The organism is Streptomyces fractus, from assembly GCF_049844455.1.
Taxonomy (GTDB): Bacteria; Actinomycetota; Actinomycetes; order Streptomycetales; family Streptomycetaceae; genus Streptomyces; species Streptomyces fractus.
The window spans coordinates 5,292,214-5,306,863 of record NZ_JBMYHI010000002.1; the positions used below are offsets into that span (position 1 = coordinate 5,292,214).

General features: G+C 71.0%; 13 protein-coding genes. 9 read left to right on the forward strand and 4 right to left on the reverse strand.

Going from position 1 to position 14,650, the window contains the following annotated elements:
• Positions 1-133: 133 nt before the first annotated feature.
• Positions 134-1,651, forward strand: coding sequence for an MFS transporter (locus tag ACP4E5_RS26015; RefSeq protein ID WP_425832652.1), 1,518 nt, complete (start codon positions 134-136; stop codon positions 1,649-1,651).
• 15 nt (positions 1,652-1,666) lie between these two features.
• Here the strand turns inward: ACP4E5_RS26015 and ACP4E5_RS26020 are convergent, their stop codons facing one another.
• Entirely contained in the window at positions 1,667-2,170 is a 504-nt protein-coding gene (locus tag ACP4E5_RS26020; RefSeq protein WP_425832654.1) for a MarR family winged helix-turn-helix transcriptional regulator, read from the reverse strand.
• 107 nt (positions 2,171-2,277) lie between these two features.
• On the opposite strand from ACP4E5_RS26020, the gene ACP4E5_RS26025 reads away from it, so the two are divergent.
• A complete protein-coding gene (locus ACP4E5_RS26025; protein ID WP_425841652.1) occupies positions 2,278-3,048 on the forward strand; it encodes a dioxygenase family protein in 771 nt (256 codons plus the stop codon).
• 64 nt (positions 3,049-3,112) lie between these two features.
• Here the strand turns inward: ACP4E5_RS26025 and ACP4E5_RS26030 are convergent, their stop codons facing one another.
• Positions 3,113-3,631 (reverse strand): GNAT family N-acetyltransferase, encoded by a 519-nt coding sequence (locus ACP4E5_RS26030; protein WP_425832656.1) that lies wholly within the window; start codon positions 3,629-3,631, stop codon positions 3,113-3,115.
• Between the two features lie 174 nt (positions 3,632-3,805).
• Here ACP4E5_RS26030 and ACP4E5_RS26035 point away from each other — a divergent pair, with 174 nt between their 5' ends.
• Positions 3,806-4,813 (forward strand): sigma-70 family RNA polymerase sigma factor, encoded by a 1,008-nt coding sequence (locus ACP4E5_RS26035; RefSeq protein ID WP_425832658.1) that lies wholly within the window; start codon positions 3,806-3,808, stop codon positions 4,811-4,813.
• A gap of 53 nt (positions 4,814-4,866) precedes the next feature.
• Here ACP4E5_RS26035 and ACP4E5_RS26040 read toward each other — a convergent pair whose 3' ends face one another.
• Positions 4,867-5,853, reverse strand: a complete 987-nt coding sequence (locus tag ACP4E5_RS26040; protein WP_425841655.1) for a helix-turn-helix transcriptional regulator — start codon at positions 5,851-5,853, stop codon at positions 4,867-4,869.
• A gap of 70 nt (positions 5,854-5,923) precedes the next feature.
• On the opposite strand from ACP4E5_RS26040, the gene ACP4E5_RS26045 reads away from it, so the two are divergent.
• Positions 5,924-7,435 carry an MFS transporter gene (locus ACP4E5_RS26045; RefSeq protein WP_425832660.1) on the forward strand — a complete coding sequence of 504 codons (1,512 nt, stop codon included), beginning with the start codon at positions 5,924-5,926 and terminating at the stop codon, positions 7,433-7,435.
• A gap of 32 nt (positions 7,436-7,467) precedes the next feature.
• Here the strand turns inward: ACP4E5_RS26045 and ACP4E5_RS26050 are convergent, their stop codons facing one another.
• Complete coding sequence (locus ACP4E5_RS26050) at positions 7,468-8,760, reverse strand: extracellular solute-binding protein (protein ID WP_425832662.1); 1,293 nt, start codon at positions 8,758-8,760, stop codon at positions 7,468-7,470.
• Between the two features lie 94 nt (positions 8,761-8,854).
• On the opposite strand from ACP4E5_RS26050, the gene ACP4E5_RS26055 reads away from it, so the two are divergent.
• The 5 genes from ACP4E5_RS26055 to ACP4E5_RS26075 all read left to right on the forward strand — a co-directional run bounded on the left by ACP4E5_RS26055 (position 8,855) and on the right by ACP4E5_RS26075 (position 14,533).
• Complete coding sequence (locus ACP4E5_RS26055; RefSeq protein WP_425832664.1) at positions 8,855-9,547, forward strand: TetR family transcriptional regulator; 693 nt, start codon at positions 8,855-8,857, stop codon at positions 9,545-9,547.
• An 85-nt stretch (positions 9,548-9,632) separates the two neighbouring features.
• A complete protein-coding gene (locus ACP4E5_RS26060) occupies positions 9,633-10,397 on the forward strand; it encodes an SDR family oxidoreductase (RefSeq protein ID WP_425832666.1) in 765 nt (254 codons plus the stop codon).
• 235 nt (positions 10,398-10,632) lie between these two features.
• Positions 10,633-11,394, forward strand: coding sequence for a DeoR/GlpR family DNA-binding transcription regulator (locus ACP4E5_RS26065; protein WP_425832668.1), 762 nt, complete (start codon positions 10,633-10,635; stop codon positions 11,392-11,394).
• Positions 11,395-11,492: 98 nt separating this feature from the next.
• On the forward strand, positions 11,493-12,440 hold the full coding sequence (pfkB, locus tag ACP4E5_RS26070) for a 1-phosphofructokinase (protein WP_425832670.1): 948 nt from the start codon (positions 11,493-11,495) through the stop codon (positions 12,438-12,440).
• 68 nt (positions 12,441-12,508) lie between these two features.
• Positions 12,509-14,533 carry a PTS fructose transporter subunit IIABC gene (locus ACP4E5_RS26075; protein WP_425832672.1) on the forward strand — a complete coding sequence of 675 codons (2,025 nt, stop codon included), beginning with the start codon at positions 12,509-12,511 and terminating at the stop codon, positions 14,531-14,533.
• Positions 14,534-14,650 lie beyond the last annotated feature (117 nt).

Consider the following 14,650-nt stretch of genomic DNA (forward strand, 5'->3'; position numbering starts at 1 on the left):
ACCTCTCCGTAGACCTTCGCCTTCGTATCGCATTCGCAGATCTTCGCCGTAGACCGTCGTCGTAGATCTTCGGCTTCGCAGCACTTCGTACTGAACCGTTTTCTCACGCTTATTCACGACTTGGAGTCCCGCTGTGGGTACCCCCTTGCCGGAAACGGCACCCGATTCCCGACGCTGGAAAGCGCTCGCCTTCATCGCGCTCGCCCAGCTGATGGTCGTCCTCGACGCCACCATCGTGAACATCGCCCTGCCGGCCGCACAGCAGGACCTCGGCATCTCCGACGGCAACAAGCAGTGGGTCATCACGGCCTACGCGCTCGCCTTCGGCGGTCTGCTCCTGTTCGGCGGGCGCATCGCCGACCTGTGGGGCCGCAAGCGCACCTTCGTCACCGGCCTGGTCGGCTTCGCCCTCGCCTCCGCGCTCGGTGGCGCGGCGGCCAACGAGGCCATGATGTTCGGCGCCCGCGCGCTGCAGGGTGTGTTCGGCGCGCTGCTCGCGCCCGCCGCCCTGTCGCTGCTCGCCGTCATGTTCACCGACGCCAAGGAGCGCGCCAAGGCGTTCGGCATCTACGGTGCGATCGCCGGTGGCGGTGGCGCCGTCGGCCTGATCCTCGGCGGTTTCCTCACCGAGTACCTGAACTGGCGCTGGACGTTCTTCGTGAACATCCCGTTCGCGATCGTCGCCGCCGCCGGTGCGTACTTCGTCATCCGTGAGCCGGCCGGTGGCCGCAACCGCTCGCCGCTCGACATCCCCGGCGTGCTGCTCTCGACGCTCGGCCTGGTCTCGCTCGTCTACGGCTTCACGCGTGCCGAGACCAACGGCTGGTCCGACGCGACCACTGTCGGCATGTTCGTCGCCGCGGCCGCGCTGCTGCTCGCCTTCGTCGTCGTCGAGTCCAGGGTGAAGAACCCGCTGCTTCCGCTGCGCGTCGTCGCCGACCGCAACCGCGGCGGTGTCTACGCCTCGCTCGGCCTCGCCGTCATCGCGATGTTCGGCCTGTTCCTCTTCCTGACCTACTACCTCCAGGTCGTGAAGGGCTTCTCGCCGGTGAAGACCGGCTTCGCGTTCCTGCCGATGATCGCGGGCATGATCACGGGCTCCACGCAGATCGGTGCCCGCCTGATGACCCGCGTACGGCCCCGTCTGCTGATGGGTCCCGGCTTCCTGCTCGCGGGGCTCGGCATGCTGATCCTGACCCAGCTCTCGGTGGACTCCTCGTACGCCGGTCTGATCCTGCCCGGCCAGCTGCTGCTCGGCCTCGGCATGGGTACGGCGTTCATGCCCGCCATGTCGCTCGCCACGATCGGCGTCGAGGCGCGGGACGCGGGTGTCGCCTCCGCGATGGTCAACACCTCGCAGCAGGTCGGCGGCGCCATCGGCACGGCCCTGCTGAACACGATCGCGGCCTCGGCCACCACCTCGTACCTGGTGGACCACGCGGGCGCCGCGAACCAGCGGCTGCTCCAGGCGCAGGCCATGGTCAGCGGCTACACCCACGCCATCTGGTGGGCCGTCGGCATCCTGGCCGTCGCGTCCCTGATCGCCTTCACGCTCGTCAACACCGCGGCCCCGGGGACGGGTCCGGCCGCGGCCTCCGGTGACACGGAGGGCGCGGAGGACGAGGTGCTGGTGCCGGTGGTCGCGCACTGACCCCGCGGGGACTCCCTACCTGAGCCAGGGGAGGTCCGCCCCGGCCTCCTTCGGCTGAAGTCCCTCGGCGACGATCATCATGATCTCGCCGAGGGACTTCTGCTGTTCGGGGGTGAGCCGCGCGAAGAGGGCCTGGCGGACGGTGTCGACGTGCCCCGGTGCGGTCTTCTTCAGCACGTCGAGGCCCTCGTCCGTGAGGATCGCGAACTGCCCGCGCTTGTCGGACGGGCAGTCCTCGCGCCGCACCCACCCGCTCTTCTCCAGGCGCGCGATCGCGTGCGAGAGACGGGAGCGGGTGATCTTCGTTTCCCGCGCCAGCTCGGTCATCCGCAGCCGGCGCCGGGGCGACTCGCTCAGCTTCACCAGGAGCCCGAAGTAGACGTGCGGCATCTTCGCGTCGCGCTGCAGTTGCCGGTCGAGGTGATCCTCGAGGAGCGTGGTGGCATGGAGGTACGCGCGCCAGGTGCGCTGCTCGTCATCCGTCAGCCACGGGGTCTCTTCGCTGTTCTCCGGCTCCATGCCCTCCATCGTAGTCCCCCTCCTTGAATATTAAACAAACAAGACTTACATTAATGGGCGAGTGAACTTGAAACTTCAAGGAGGCTGTCGTGTCCGTACTGGAGCGCATGCCCGCGCTGTACCTCTCCCACGGCGCCCCGCCGCTCGCCGACGACGCCCTGTGGCCGGGCCAGCTCGCCGAGTGGTCGGCCGAGCTCCCGCGCCCCAAGGCGATCCTGATGATCTCCGCGCACTGGGAGAACGCGCCGCTGGCCCTCGGCGCCACCGAGACCATGCCGCTCGTGTACGACTTCTGGGGCTTCCCCGAGCACTACTACCAGGTGACGTACGCGGCGCCGGGCGCGCCCGAACTCGCGGACTCCGTACGCAAGCTGCTGCGCGGCCCGGGCATCCCGGTCCAGGACGTGCCGGACCGCGGGCTCGACCACGGCGCGTACGTCCCGCTCGTCGAGATGTACCCGGACGCCGACATCCCGGTCCTCCAGGTCTCCATGCCGACGCTCGACCCGGCCCGGCTCATGGACATCGGCCGCCGCCTCGCGCCGCTGCGTGACGAGGGCGTCCTGATCGTCGGCTCCGGCTTCTTCACCCACAACCTCGCCGCGCTGCGCCAGGGCGGGATCCCGACGTGGTCGTCGGAGTTCGACGACTGGGGGCACCGGGCCCTTGAGGCGGGCGACGTGGACGCGCTGCTCGACTTCACGCGGAAGTCGCCGGCCGGGGCGCTCGCGCACCCGCGCACCGAGCACTTCGCCCCGCTGTTCGTGACGATGGGCGCGGCGGATGCCTTCGGCGATCTTGAGGGGGCGGGGCAGCGGAGTGTGATCGACGGGTTTTGGATGGGACTCGCGAAGCGGTCGGTTCAGTTCGGGTCATAGTGCGGCGGTCCGTGGGTACCTGGGGCTCTGCCCCAGACCCCGCTGCTCAATCGCCGCAGGGGCTTTAAATGGGCTTCTCGTACCAGGCGACGTCCCAGTACCGGCCGAACTTCCGTCCCACCTCTCGATACGTCCCGACATGGCGGAAGCCGAAGCGGGCGTGGAGGCGGTCCGACGCCTCGTTCGGCTGCGCGATGCCCGCGTACGCGCGATGGATGTCCTGGTCCGCGAGGGACTCGAAGAGCGCCTCGTAGAGGAGCGTGCCGACGCCGCGGCCGCCCGCGTCGGGCGCCAGGTAGATCGTGACCTCCACCGAGGTGTCGTACGCGGCCTTCGGGCGGAAGCTGCTGGCCGTGGCGTAGCCGAGGATCCGCTCGGAGGTCGTCTCGGTGGCAACCATCAGCGGGTGCCGTTCGTCTTCAAGGTGGGAGAGCAGCCATGGACGCCGCTCTTCGGGGGAGAAGACGGTCGTGTCGAATGTGATCGGCGTCTCACGTACGTAGTGGTTGTAGAGGTCCGTGAGGGCTTTGAGGTCCTCCTCGACTCCCGGCCTGACCTGCACCTCTGTGGACTCGGACACCATCTCGTCTCCCCTCTTCGCGCGGTGTGGCGCGACAGGGTACTGCATGATCAGAAAAAAGATGGGCGGCTTGGGAATTCTGTCCGGATTCCAGTCGTTGATTCCATCGGATGCAGGGCACCCGTAAGAGGCCCCTCATGGGGCGCACAGCCGACCTACCATCGCAAGGGAGCACGCATGGCAACCCGTGCCGTAGCCCGTCGCAAGTCCGCCGCGTCCGGCGAGACCGACGCGGCACGCAGTGTTCGCGCCGTAGGCGGGGAGATCGCCGACCGCGACCTGGTCGGCATGTACCTCGACGAGATCGCGCGCACACCGCTGCTCGACGCCGCCAAGGAAGTCGAGCTTTCCCAGACCATCGAGGCGGGCGTCTACGCCCAGCAGATCCTCGACGGCACGGTCTCCGACAGCAAGGCCGGTGACAAGGCGTCCCGCGAGGAGCTGGAGGCCCTGGTCGCCGCTTCGGACAACGCGAAGGACATCTTCATCAAGTCGAACCTGCGCCTGGTCGTGGCGGTCGCCCGCCGCTACCCGCGGTCAGGGCTGCCCCTGCTCGACCTGATCCAGGAGGGGAACGCGGGCCTGGTGCGCGCGGTCGAGAAGTTCGACTACCGCAAGGGCTTCAAGTTCTCCACGTATGCGACGTGGTGGATCCGCCAGGCCATCACGCGCTCGATAGCCGACCAGTCCCGCACCATCCGCCTCCCCGTCCACCTGGTCGAGGAGCTGGGCCGGATCCGCCGCGTGCAGCGCGAGTTCAACCGCGAGCACGGCCGCGAGCCGGAGCCCTCGGAGATCGCCGCCGAGCTCGGCGCCAAGCCGGAGCGCGTCGTCGACGTCCTGGACTGGGCCCGCGACCCGGTCTCACTGAACATGTCGGTGGACGACGAGGGCGAGACCCAGTTCGGCGACCTGCTCGAGGACACCTCGGCCGTGTCGCCCGAGCAGTCCGTGCTCACGCTGCTGCGCAGCGAGGAGCTGGACGACCTCATCGGCCGGCTCGACCAGCGCACCGCGTCGATCATCAAGATGCGGTACGGGATCGAGGACGGGCGCGAGCGGACGCTCACGGAGGTCGGCAAGGAGCACGGGCTCACCCGTGAGCGGATCCGGCAGATCGAGAAGCACGCGCTTCTTGAGCTGAAGAAGCTGGCGCGCGACACGGGATTTGACGCCGCCGCCTGATGTTTCGGCCGACCGGGGTCGCGGTCTCGGGGCTCTGCCCCGGGCCCCGCGCCTCAACCACCGGCGGGGCTCGAGTCGGTCAGGCGTGTTCCCAACTCGCGGGCTGCCGTTGCCAGTTCCTCGGGGCCGCGCACCCGGAACGCGTAACCCGTCATCGCCAGCCGCACCGCCATCCACTGCACCGGGTCGGACGTGGTCGTGCGCAGGCGGCAATGGTTCTCAGAGAGGGCTTCCGGAACGCCCACCGCCGCAGGCACCCGCTCCGCGATCGCCCGCGCCGGGGCCTCGAACTCGACGTCCAGTTCGTACGACGCGCCCGCACCCCACGAGGACACCGAGCGGCGCACGTACTCCGCCGCATCCCCTTCCGGCACCTCCCGCGGAGCGAACCGCGCGCCCGTCGCGAACGGGTCCGAGATGCGGTCGACGCGGAAGGTGCGCCAGTCGTCGCGGTCGATGTCGTAGGCGACGAGGTACCAGCGGCGGCCCGTCGAGACCAGCCGGTGCGGCTCCACCAAGCGGCGCGATTCCGCGGTGTCGCGCGCCCGGTAACCGAAGCGCAGGCGCTCACTGCCCGCGGCAGCCGAGGCGATCACCGTGAGCGTCTCTGGCGCGATCGTGGCGCCGTCGCCCGAGGTCAGGGGGATCGTCGCGGCCTGGAGGGTGGACACCCGGTGCCGCAGCCGCGAGGGCAGCACCTGTTCGAGCTTGGCGAGCGCCCGCACCGAGGCCTCCTCGACGCCCTCGACCGCGTGCCCGGCCCCGGCCCGCAGGCCCACCGCGATCGCCACCGCCTCCTCGTCGTCGAGCACGAGCGGCGGCAGCGCCTTGCCCGCGACCAGGCGGTACCCGCCGTCCGCGCCCAGCGTGGCCTGCACGGGATAGCCGAGGTCGCGCAGCCGGTCGATGTCGCGGCGCACGGTGCGCCGCGAGACCCCGAGCCGGTCGGCGAGTTCGCCGCCGGGCCACTCGCGCGGGGTCTGGAGCAGGGACAGGAGCGAGAGGAGCCGGGCCGGGGTGTCCGTCGGGGACGGCGTCATGTTCTCCATGGTTCCAGAATGCCGCGTATCTAGGACACGATCTGGCCTAGATGGCTTCTAGCTTTCCGGTATGACCTCAACCGCAGCCCCAGCCCCCACCAGCAGGCGCTGGTTCGCGCTCGCCATCGTGATGACGGCGGCCTTCATGGACCTCGTCGACGTCACGATCGTCAACGTCGCCCTGCCGACCATCCAGCACGACGAGGGCGCCTCGACCGGGCAGATCCAGTGGATCACCGCCGGTTACGCGCTCGCCTTCGCCGCCCTGCTGATCACGGGCGGCCGGCTCGGCGACATCTTCGGCCGCAAGCGTCTCTTCCTGCTCGGCGTCGGCGGCTTCACGCTCGCGTCGGCGCTGTGCGGCTTCGCCGCGAACCCGGAGATGCTGGTCGCCTCGCGGATCCTCCAGGGCGGCATGGCGGCGATGATGGTGCCGCAGGTCCTGTCGATCGTGCACGCGACGTTCCCCGCGCACGAACGCGGAAAGGTCTTCGGCCTGTTCGGCGCGATCGTCGGCCTGGGCGCCGTGTCCGGGCCGCTGCTGGGCGCGCTGCTGACCGAGTGGAACATCGCGGGTCTCGAATGGCGTCCGATCTTCCTCATCAACCTCCCTGTCGGCATCGCCGCGTTGATCCTCGGCTCGCGCGTCATCAGCGAGTCCAGGGCGCCGAAGGCGCTGAAGCTGGACCTCGTCGGCGTCGTCCTCGTCACGCTCGCCATGCTGTCGCTCGTCTACCCGCTCACCCAGGGCCGCGAGAACGGCTGGCCGCTGTGGGGGTACGTGATGATGGCGGCGTCCGTCGTGATCGTCGGCGTACTCGTCGCCTACGAGCGGGCGAAGACGCGGCGTGACGGTTCGCCGCTGATCGAGCTGTCGCTGTTCAAGGTGAAGAGCTTCGCCGCCGGTATCGCCGTGCAGACCGTGTTCGGCCTCGTCATGGGCGTCTTCTTCCTGACCTGGACGCTCTACATGCAGCTCGGGCTCGGCTGGAGCGCGCTGCGGGCGGGCCTGACCGGGGTGCCGTTCTCGATCGCCGTCTCGGTGGCCGCGAGCCTCTCCGTGCAGAAGCTGGTGCCGCGCTTCGGGCGCAAGGTGCTCCAGGCGGGCGCGCTCACGATGGCGGCCGGCGTCCTGATCTACGTGGCCGAGGCCGGGCACTACGGACTGGGCATCGCCTCCTGGCAGATGGCGCTGCCGTTGGTCGTGATGGGGCTCGGCATGGGCCTGATCGTCGCGCCGCTGACCGACGCGGTGCTCTCCGACGTGCCGCGCGAGCACGCGGGTTCGGCGTCCGGGCTCATCAACACGGTGATGCAGATGGGCAACGCGCTCGGGCTCAGCCTGGTGTCTGTCGTCTTCTTCAACGTGGTGGAGGACCGGTTCGCGCAGGGCGTCGGCAACGCGGCGTTTGTGGACGGGTTCCGCAGCGCGCTGGTGTGGGTGGCGGGGATCCTCGTCGGGATCTTCCTGCTGATGTTCGCGCTGCCGAAGGCCTCCGGCGGGGCGGGTGGGGTTGTTTCGGGGGACGTGGAGGACGGGGCGGGGGAGCTGAAGCCGGAGCCGGAGCGCGAGTTGGTGTGACGGTCGCGGGGCTCTGCCCCGGACCCCGCGCCTCAATCGTCGGCGGGGCTTGTTCGGTCCAGTGCTTCCAGGACCTGCGCGGGGTTGCCGCCGGGGGCCACCGCCTCGCCGATCCGGGTGCGGACCGCGGAGCGGACCTTGGGCCATGAGCGCAGGCCCACCGGGTGGAACTCGGCGTCCGGCATCTGGTCGACGAACTTCCACAGCTTCCGCTGCGAACGGTCGGACCGCAGCTTGTCGGAGGCCGTCACGGTCACCGGCAGCGTGGCCTGCGCGCCGCCGTACGTCTTCGCGGAGCCGGTGCCGAACAGGAACGTCAGGAACTTCCCGGCCTCCTTCACGTGGCCGCCGCTCCTGAACGCCATCATCCAGTCGTTGAGCCCCACCGGGGGCGCCGCCTCGTTCCCCTCCTTGAGCGGGAACGCGGCGTGCGCGTACGGAAGTCGCGCCTTGTCGGCGGCGCCGAGCAGCACCGGGTGGGCGATGAGCATGCCGGCCCGCCCGCCGAGGAACTGTGCGTACGCCTGCGTCCTGGTGAGCCTCGCGGGGTCGGCGCCCGCGAGGCCGGGCTTCACGAGTTCGTCGCGGAGCCAGGTCAGCGTCGCCCTGTTCTCGGCGGATCCGAAGTCGTACCCACCGAGATCCGCGTAACCGCCGCCGCCCGAGAGCAGCCACGCGAGGAGCTCGTCCTCCGCCGCCTCCGGGCCGAACTGCAGGGCGTACGGGGTGGGGACCCCGATGGTCTTCAACGCCTGCGCGGCGGACCGGAGTTCGGCCCAGGAGCGGGGCGGGCCCGCGAGCCCGGCCCGCTCGAAGAGGCCCGTGTTGTAGAAGAGGCGCGGGGTGCTCGCGAGGATCGGGATGCCGTACTGCACGGAGTCGACCCGGCCCGCGTCGGCGAAGGAGCGGACGAAGTTCGCCTGCGTGGGGACGTCGAAGAGCCGCTCCGCCGGGTACAGCAGGTGGTCCTCGGCGTACGGGGCGAAGAGGTGGCCCTGCGCGATATCGGGGGCGCGGCCGTCCTTGACGCGGCGGGCGAGGACCGCGTCGATCTTCAGGAACGGCACCCGCTCCACCGCGACGTGGATGTCCGGGTGCCGCTTCTCGAAGGCCCGTACGACGTCGCCCCACTGGTCGCCGATGGAGGCGCCGACGCTTTTGTCGTAGCTGGCGACGAGGAGGTCGAGCGTGACCTTGTCGCCGTCGGCGCCGTCGCTCCCGTCGCCCGAACCGCAGCCGGCCAGGGCGCCCGCCCCCGCTCCGGCTCCCGCCAGGCCCGTCGCCTTCAGAAAGTGCCGCCGCCGCACCGCTCTCGCCTCGCTCACGTGGGTTGGCCGATCCGGTCGACCCGGTCGATCCACTTGGCATGGTCATTACTTGGCAGTGGCAGATTGTGCCACAGAGGCATATCATGTCTGTATGGCAGGTAAGGCGAGTGTGGCAAACGCGGCTGGTGTCGCGGGTACGGCGGGTGCCTCGGTGGCGATCCCGACGCTGACGGAGCGACGCAAGGCCGCCACGCGCCTGGACATCGCCCGCGCCGCGGCCGAGCTGTTCACGCGGGACGGCCTGCGGGCCACGCGCGCCGAGGACATCGCGCGGGCGGCGGGCGTCGCACCGCGCACCTTCTACCGCTACTTCGCGACCAAGGAGGAGTCGGTCGCGCCGCTCCTCGACGCGGGCGCCCACCAGTGGGCGGAGGCGGTCCGCGAGGCGCCCGCGGACCTGCCGGTCCCCGCCGCGCTGCGGCACGCCGTCGAGCGCGCGCTGGCCGGGGACGACCCGGCGAACGCGGCGTCCCTCGGCTGGGTCCGCGCCCTGCTCCGCCTCACCGGGGAGAGCCCGGCGCTGCGGGCCGTCTGGAGCGACACCTGCCGGGTCTCGGAGTCGACCCTCCTCGCGATCCTCGCGCAGCGCACGGGCGGGCCGGGCGCCCCGGACCTGCGGCTGCGCCTGCTCGCCGGGGTGGCGACCACGGCGGTACGGGTCGCGGTGGAGGCGTGGGCGTTCTCGGACGCGCCGCCCACGGGGCCGCAGGGACCGGCGGCCCTGGCGCTGGAGTGCCTGAACAGATCGAGCCCCGCCAACGAATGGAGCCCCTGCGGCGATTGAGCAGCGGGGTCCGGGGCAGAGCCCCGAGTCGTCAACTCACGGGGACGTAATCCACCGACGGGGCGTAATCCAAAGGGAGCCGAAAATGAACAACCTCACCGGGAAGACCGTCCTGATCACCGGAGGTGCCCGCGGCATCGGGGCCGAGGTCGCCCGCCTCGCCATGACCGCCGGCGCCAACGTCGTCATCGGCGACGTACTCGACGACGACGGCAAGGCCCTCGCCACCGAACTCGGCGACCGGGCCCGCTACGTCCACCTCGACGTGACGTCGGAGGACGAGTGGCAGGCCGCCCTCGCCTACGCCACCGCCGAGTTCGGCGGCGTCGACGGCCTGGTCAACAACGCCGGGATCTCCACCGGCATGCCCTTCGAGACGGAGAGCGTGGAGCGGTTCCGCCAGGTCCTCGACGTCAACCTCGTCGGCGTCTTCGCCGGAATGAAGACGGTCGTCCCCGCGATGAAGGAGGCCGGCGGCGGCTCGATCGTCAACATCTCCTCCGCGGCCGGCCTGATGGGCCTCGCGCTCACCTCCTCGTACGGCGCCTCGAAGTGGGGCGTGCGCGGGCTCACCAAGATCGCGGCGGTCGAGCAGGGCACCGCGCGGATCCGCGTGAACTCCGTGCACCCGGGCATGACGTACACCCCGATGACCGCGCAGGTCGGCATCCAGCAGGGCGAGGGCAACTACCCGAACACCCCGATGGGCCGCGTCGGCGAGGCCGACGAGATCGCGAAGGCGGTGGTGTTCCTGCTGTCGGACGACTCCTCGTACATGACGGGCGCGGAGCTGGCGGTGGACGGTGGCTGGACCACGGGGCCGACGGTGAAGTACGTGATGGGGCAGTAGGCCCCTGGTCGGCGCTCGTTCCCGCAGGGCCCGGTCCTCCTTGGGTGGAGGACCGGGCCCTGTGCCGTGTGCTCCCGGCGCCGTGCGCGCCTGGCGGCGGGCCCGCACCCGAGCGGATGCCCGTTTGTGTCTGCCGTACGCCCGAACCTGTTTACTTTCTGGAAATCCGGTCGTAGCCTCAGGGGTGAGCAACACATTCGGGCACGCTCGCAGACGAGGGCACAGGTAAACGGACATGTACGCACCCGAGCGCCAGCAGGAGATCCTCCGCCTCGCACGCGACGGCGGCCGGGTCGACGTGCTGTCGCTGGCCGAGGAGTTCCAGGTCACCGCCGAGACCATCCGGCGCGACCTGAAGGCCCTCGACCGCGCGGGCCTCGTCCGGCGCGTGCACGGCGGCGCGATCCCGGCCGGGCGCCTCGACTTCGAGCCCGACCTCGCCGAGCGCGAGGGCACCGCGGCCGACGAGAAGGACCGCATCGCCCACGCCGCGCTCGCCGAACTTCCCGCCGAGGGCAGCGTGATCCTCGACGCCGGATCGACGGTGTCCCGGCTCGCGGCCGCGCTGCCGCTGGAGTCCGAACTGACCGTGGTCACCCACTCGTTGCCCACCGCCGCCCGGCTCGCCGACCACCCCGGCATCCAGTTGCACCTCGTCGGCGGCCGCATCCGCCACCGCACTCGGGCCGCCGTCGACGCCTGGTCGCTGCGCGCGTACGGGGAGATCCGCGCGGACGTCCTCTTCCTCGCGGCCAACGGCTTCTCGGCGGAGACCGGGCTCACCACGCCCGACCTCGCCGAGGCGTCCGTGAAGCGGGCCACCGTCGCCGCGGCCCGCCGCGTGGTGCTGCTCGCCGACTCCGGCAAGTGGGGCCAGGAGCACTTCGCCCGGTTCGGCGACCTCGCCGATGTGGACCTGCTGATCACGGACACCGGTCTCGCTCCCGAGGACGCGGCGGCGATCGAGGCGGGCGGCACGGAGGTGGTGCGCGTATGACGCCCCGTATCCGCACGGCAGGCACGCCAAGTACGGCAGGCACGGTAAGCACAACAAGTACGGCACGCAAGGCAAGCAACGGAAGCGGCGACCCCGGCATGATCCTCACCGTCACCCCCAACCCCTCCCTCGACCGCACCTACGAGGTCCCCGGCCTCGACCGCGGCGAGGTCGTCCGCGCGAGCGGCGAGCGCATGGACCCGGGCGGCAAGGGTGTCAACGTGTCGCGGGCCGTGGCCGCCGCCGGAGCCCCCACGCTGGCCGTCCTTCCGCTGGGCGGCGCGCCCGGCGCCCTGGTCGCCGAGCTCCTCGACGGGCAGGGCATCAAGGTCGCCCCGGTCCCGGTCGCGGGCCAGACCCGCTCGAACATCGCGCTCGCGGAAGCGGACGGCACCCTCACGAAGATCAACGCGCCGGGGCCCGAACTGTCCTCCGCGGAAGCCGAGTTGTTGCTGGGCGTCGTAGGGGAACAGTCGGCGGGCGCCGACTGGATCGCCTGCTGCGGCAGCCTCCCGCGCGGCCTCGAACCCTCCTGGTACGCCGAGTTGGTGGCCCGCGCGCACGCCGCCGGCGCCCGGATCGCGCTCGACACCTCCGGCCCCGCGCTGCTCGCGGCCCTCCGCGAACGCCCCGACGTCGTCAAGCCCAACGCCGAGGAACTCGCCGAGGCCGTCGGCCGCCCGCTCGCCACGGTCGGGGACGCGGTCAAGGCGGCCGAGGAACTACGGGAGTTGGGCGCGGTCGCCGTGCTCGCCTCGCTCGGCGCGGACGGCCAGATCCTGGTCGACGCGAGCGGCGCCTGGTTCGCCTCGGCGCCCGTCGACGCGGTGCGCAGCAACGTCGGCGCCGGTGACTCCTCCCTCGCCGGATTCCTGATCGCGGGCGGCGAGGGCCCGAAGGCACTGGCCTCGGCGGTCGCCCACGGCGCGGCGGCGGTCCAGCTGCCGGGCAGCGCCATGCCGACGCCGGGGGACCTCCGCCCGGACGCGGTGGAGCTGACGGCCGAGGTCCCGGTGGACCGCACCATGAAGGAGCCCGTGCGATGACGGCAGCCGCACACCGAGCAGTCACCCCATCCAGCCACCCCACCCATGCGTAGGCAAAGGAGCCCGCGATGACGGAGATGATCACCGCGGAACTGGTCGACCTCGACCTGTCCGCCGGAACGAAGGACGCGGCGGCGAGGAAGCTCGCCGAACGCATGGTGGCCCTCGGCAGGGTCACCGACCTCGACGGCTTCCTCGCCGACGTCGCGGCCCGCGAGGCCCAGATGCCGACCGGCCTGGACGGCGGCATCGGCATCCCGCACTGCCGGAGCGCTCACGTCACCGAGCCGACGCTCGCCTTCGGCCGCAGCGCCGAGGGCATCGACTTCGGCGCCCCCGACGGCCCCGCCGACCTGATCTTCCTGATCGCGGCCCCGGCGGGCGCGGACGACGCCCACCTCACGATCCTGTCCTCCCTGGCCCGCCAGCTGATGGACGAGGACTTCAAGGCGGCCCTGCGCGCGGCGACCGACGCCGGGGCAGCGGCGGCGCTGATACGTGGCGACGAGCCGGCCGCGGAACCCGTGGAGCCGGCTGAGACGGAGGCGCCGCCGCAGCCGGCCGAGGACGGCGCGACCCCCTTCAAGATCGTCGCGGTCACCTCCTGCCCCACCGGCATCGCCCACACCTACATGGCGGCCGAGTCCCTGGAGAACACCGGCCGCGACACCGACGGCGTCGAACTCGTCGTCGAGACGCAGGGCTCCTCCGGCTTCACCCGCCTCGACCCGGCCGTCATCGCGGCCGCCGACGGCGTGATCTTCGCCCACGACGTCCCGGTCCGCGAAAAGGAACGCTTCGCCGGAAAGCCCACGGTCGACGTCGGAGTGAAGGCGGGCATCAACCGCCCCGCCGAACTCATCACGGAGGTACGGGAGAAGGCGGCCCGCGGCGAGACCACGGGCCGGGCCGGCGCGTCATCCACACCTGTGGACAACTCCGGTGAATCCACGGACGGTTACGGCACAAAGCTCCGCAAGTGGCTGATGTCGGGCGTCAGTTACATGGTGCCGTTCGTGGCGGCGGGTGGTCTGCTGATCGCGCTCGGCTTCGCGATCGGCGGCTACGAGGTCGCGAACGTCAAGGTCGACACCCTGCTCAACAGCTTCGACTGGGGCTCCACGACCAGCTGGGCCGCGCTGCTCTTCTACACCGGCCAGGCCGCCTTCGCCTTCCTGGTCCCGGTCCTCGCCGGCTTCATCGCGTACGGCATGGCGGACCGTCCGGGACTTGTGCCCGGCTTCGTCGCCGGCTCGATCGCGGTGACCACCAACGCGGGCTTCCTCGGCGGCCTGATCGGCGGTCTCATCGCGGGCGCCGTGGTCATGGCGATCCAGAGGGTGAACGTCCCGGCCGTGCTGCGCGGCATCATGCCGGTGGTCGTGATCCCGCTGCTCTCCTCGATCGTCGTCGGCTTCCTGATGTTCGTGGTGATCGGCAAGCCGATCGCCTCGCTGCAGAGCGCCCTGACGGACTGGCTGAACTCCCTGTCCGGCGCCAACGCGATCGTCCTCGGGATCATCCTCGGCCTGATGATGTGTTTCGACCTCGGCGGGCCACTCAATAAGGTTGCCTACGCCTTCGCGGTCGGCGGCCTCGCCAACCCCACCGACGGTTCGCTCAAGGTGATGGCCGCCGTGATGGCCGCCGGCATGGTGCCACCGCTGGCGATGGCCCTCGCCACCACGGTGCGCGGGAAGCTCTTCACCAAGACCGAGCGGGAGAACGGCAAGGCGGCCTGGGTTCTCGGCGCCTCCTTCATCACCGAGGGCGCCATCCCGTTCGCCGCGGCCGACCCGCTGCGCGTGATCCCCGCCTCCATGGCGGGCGGCGCGGTGACCGGCGCCCTGTCGATGGCCTTCGGCGCTACGCTGCGCGCCCCGCACGGCGGCATCTTCGTGGTCCCGCTGATCGGCAACGCCTGGCTGTACCTGGTGGCGATCGCGGCCGGTACGTGCGTCACCGCGGCGCTGACCGTCCTGCTCAAGTCGGTGCGCAAGCAGCCGGATACCGCCGGTCGGCCGGACGCCGTGCAGGCCCCGTCGCAGACGGTCACCGCCCCGGAGGCGGCGGCGCAGCCCGCGAAGGTGTGAGGCCCCGGCGGGTGGGTCGAATGGCGCGCTTGGCATGGTTGGCGCGGCGTTAGGAACCTTGCGAGATACGTCACGGTCCGGGACCAAAGTCCCGGACCGTGGTGTTCACTGGAACGC

What these genes read in the sequence shown, in the direction of transcription:
- ACP4E5_RS26020 (WP_425832654.1), bottom strand. Translation starts at nt 2,170, where the DNA reads ATGGAGCCGGAGAACAGCGAAGAGACCCCGTGGCTGACGGATGACGAG.
- ACP4E5_RS26025 (WP_425841652.1), top strand. Translation starts at nt 2,278, where the DNA reads ATGCCCGCGCTGTACCTCTCCCACGGCGCCCCGCCGCTCGCCGACGAC.
- ACP4E5_RS26030 (WP_425832656.1), bottom strand. Translation starts at nt 3,631, where the DNA reads ATGGTGTCCGAGTCCACAGAGGTGCAGGTCAGGCCGGGAGTCGAGGAG.
- ACP4E5_RS26035 (WP_425832658.1), top strand. Translation starts at nt 3,806, where the DNA reads ATGGCAACCCGTGCCGTAGCCCGTCGCAAGTCCGCCGCGTCCGGCGAG.
- ACP4E5_RS26040 (WP_425841655.1), bottom strand. Translation starts at nt 5,853, where the DNA reads ATGACGCCGTCCCCGACGGACACCCCGGCCCGGCTCCTCTCGCTCCTG.
- ACP4E5_RS26045 (WP_425832660.1), top strand. Translation starts at nt 5,924, where the DNA reads ATGACCTCAACCGCAGCCCCAGCCCCCACCAGCAGGCGCTGGTTCGCG.
- ACP4E5_RS26055 (WP_425832664.1), top strand. Translation starts at nt 8,855, where the DNA reads ATGGCAGGTAAGGCGAGTGTGGCAAACGCGGCTGGTGTCGCGGGTACG.
- ACP4E5_RS26060 (WP_425832666.1), top strand. Translation starts at nt 9,633, where the DNA reads ATGAACAACCTCACCGGGAAGACCGTCCTGATCACCGGAGGTGCCCGC.
- ACP4E5_RS26065 (WP_425832668.1), top strand. Translation starts at nt 10,633, where the DNA reads ATGTACGCACCCGAGCGCCAGCAGGAGATCCTCCGCCTCGCACGCGAC.
- pfkB (WP_425832670.1), top strand. Translation starts at nt 11,493, where the DNA reads ATGATCCTCACCGTCACCCCCAACCCCTCCCTCGACCGCACCTACGAG.
- ACP4E5_RS26075 (WP_425832672.1), top strand. Translation starts at nt 12,509, where the DNA reads ATGACGGAGATGATCACCGCGGAACTGGTCGACCTCGACCTGTCCGCC.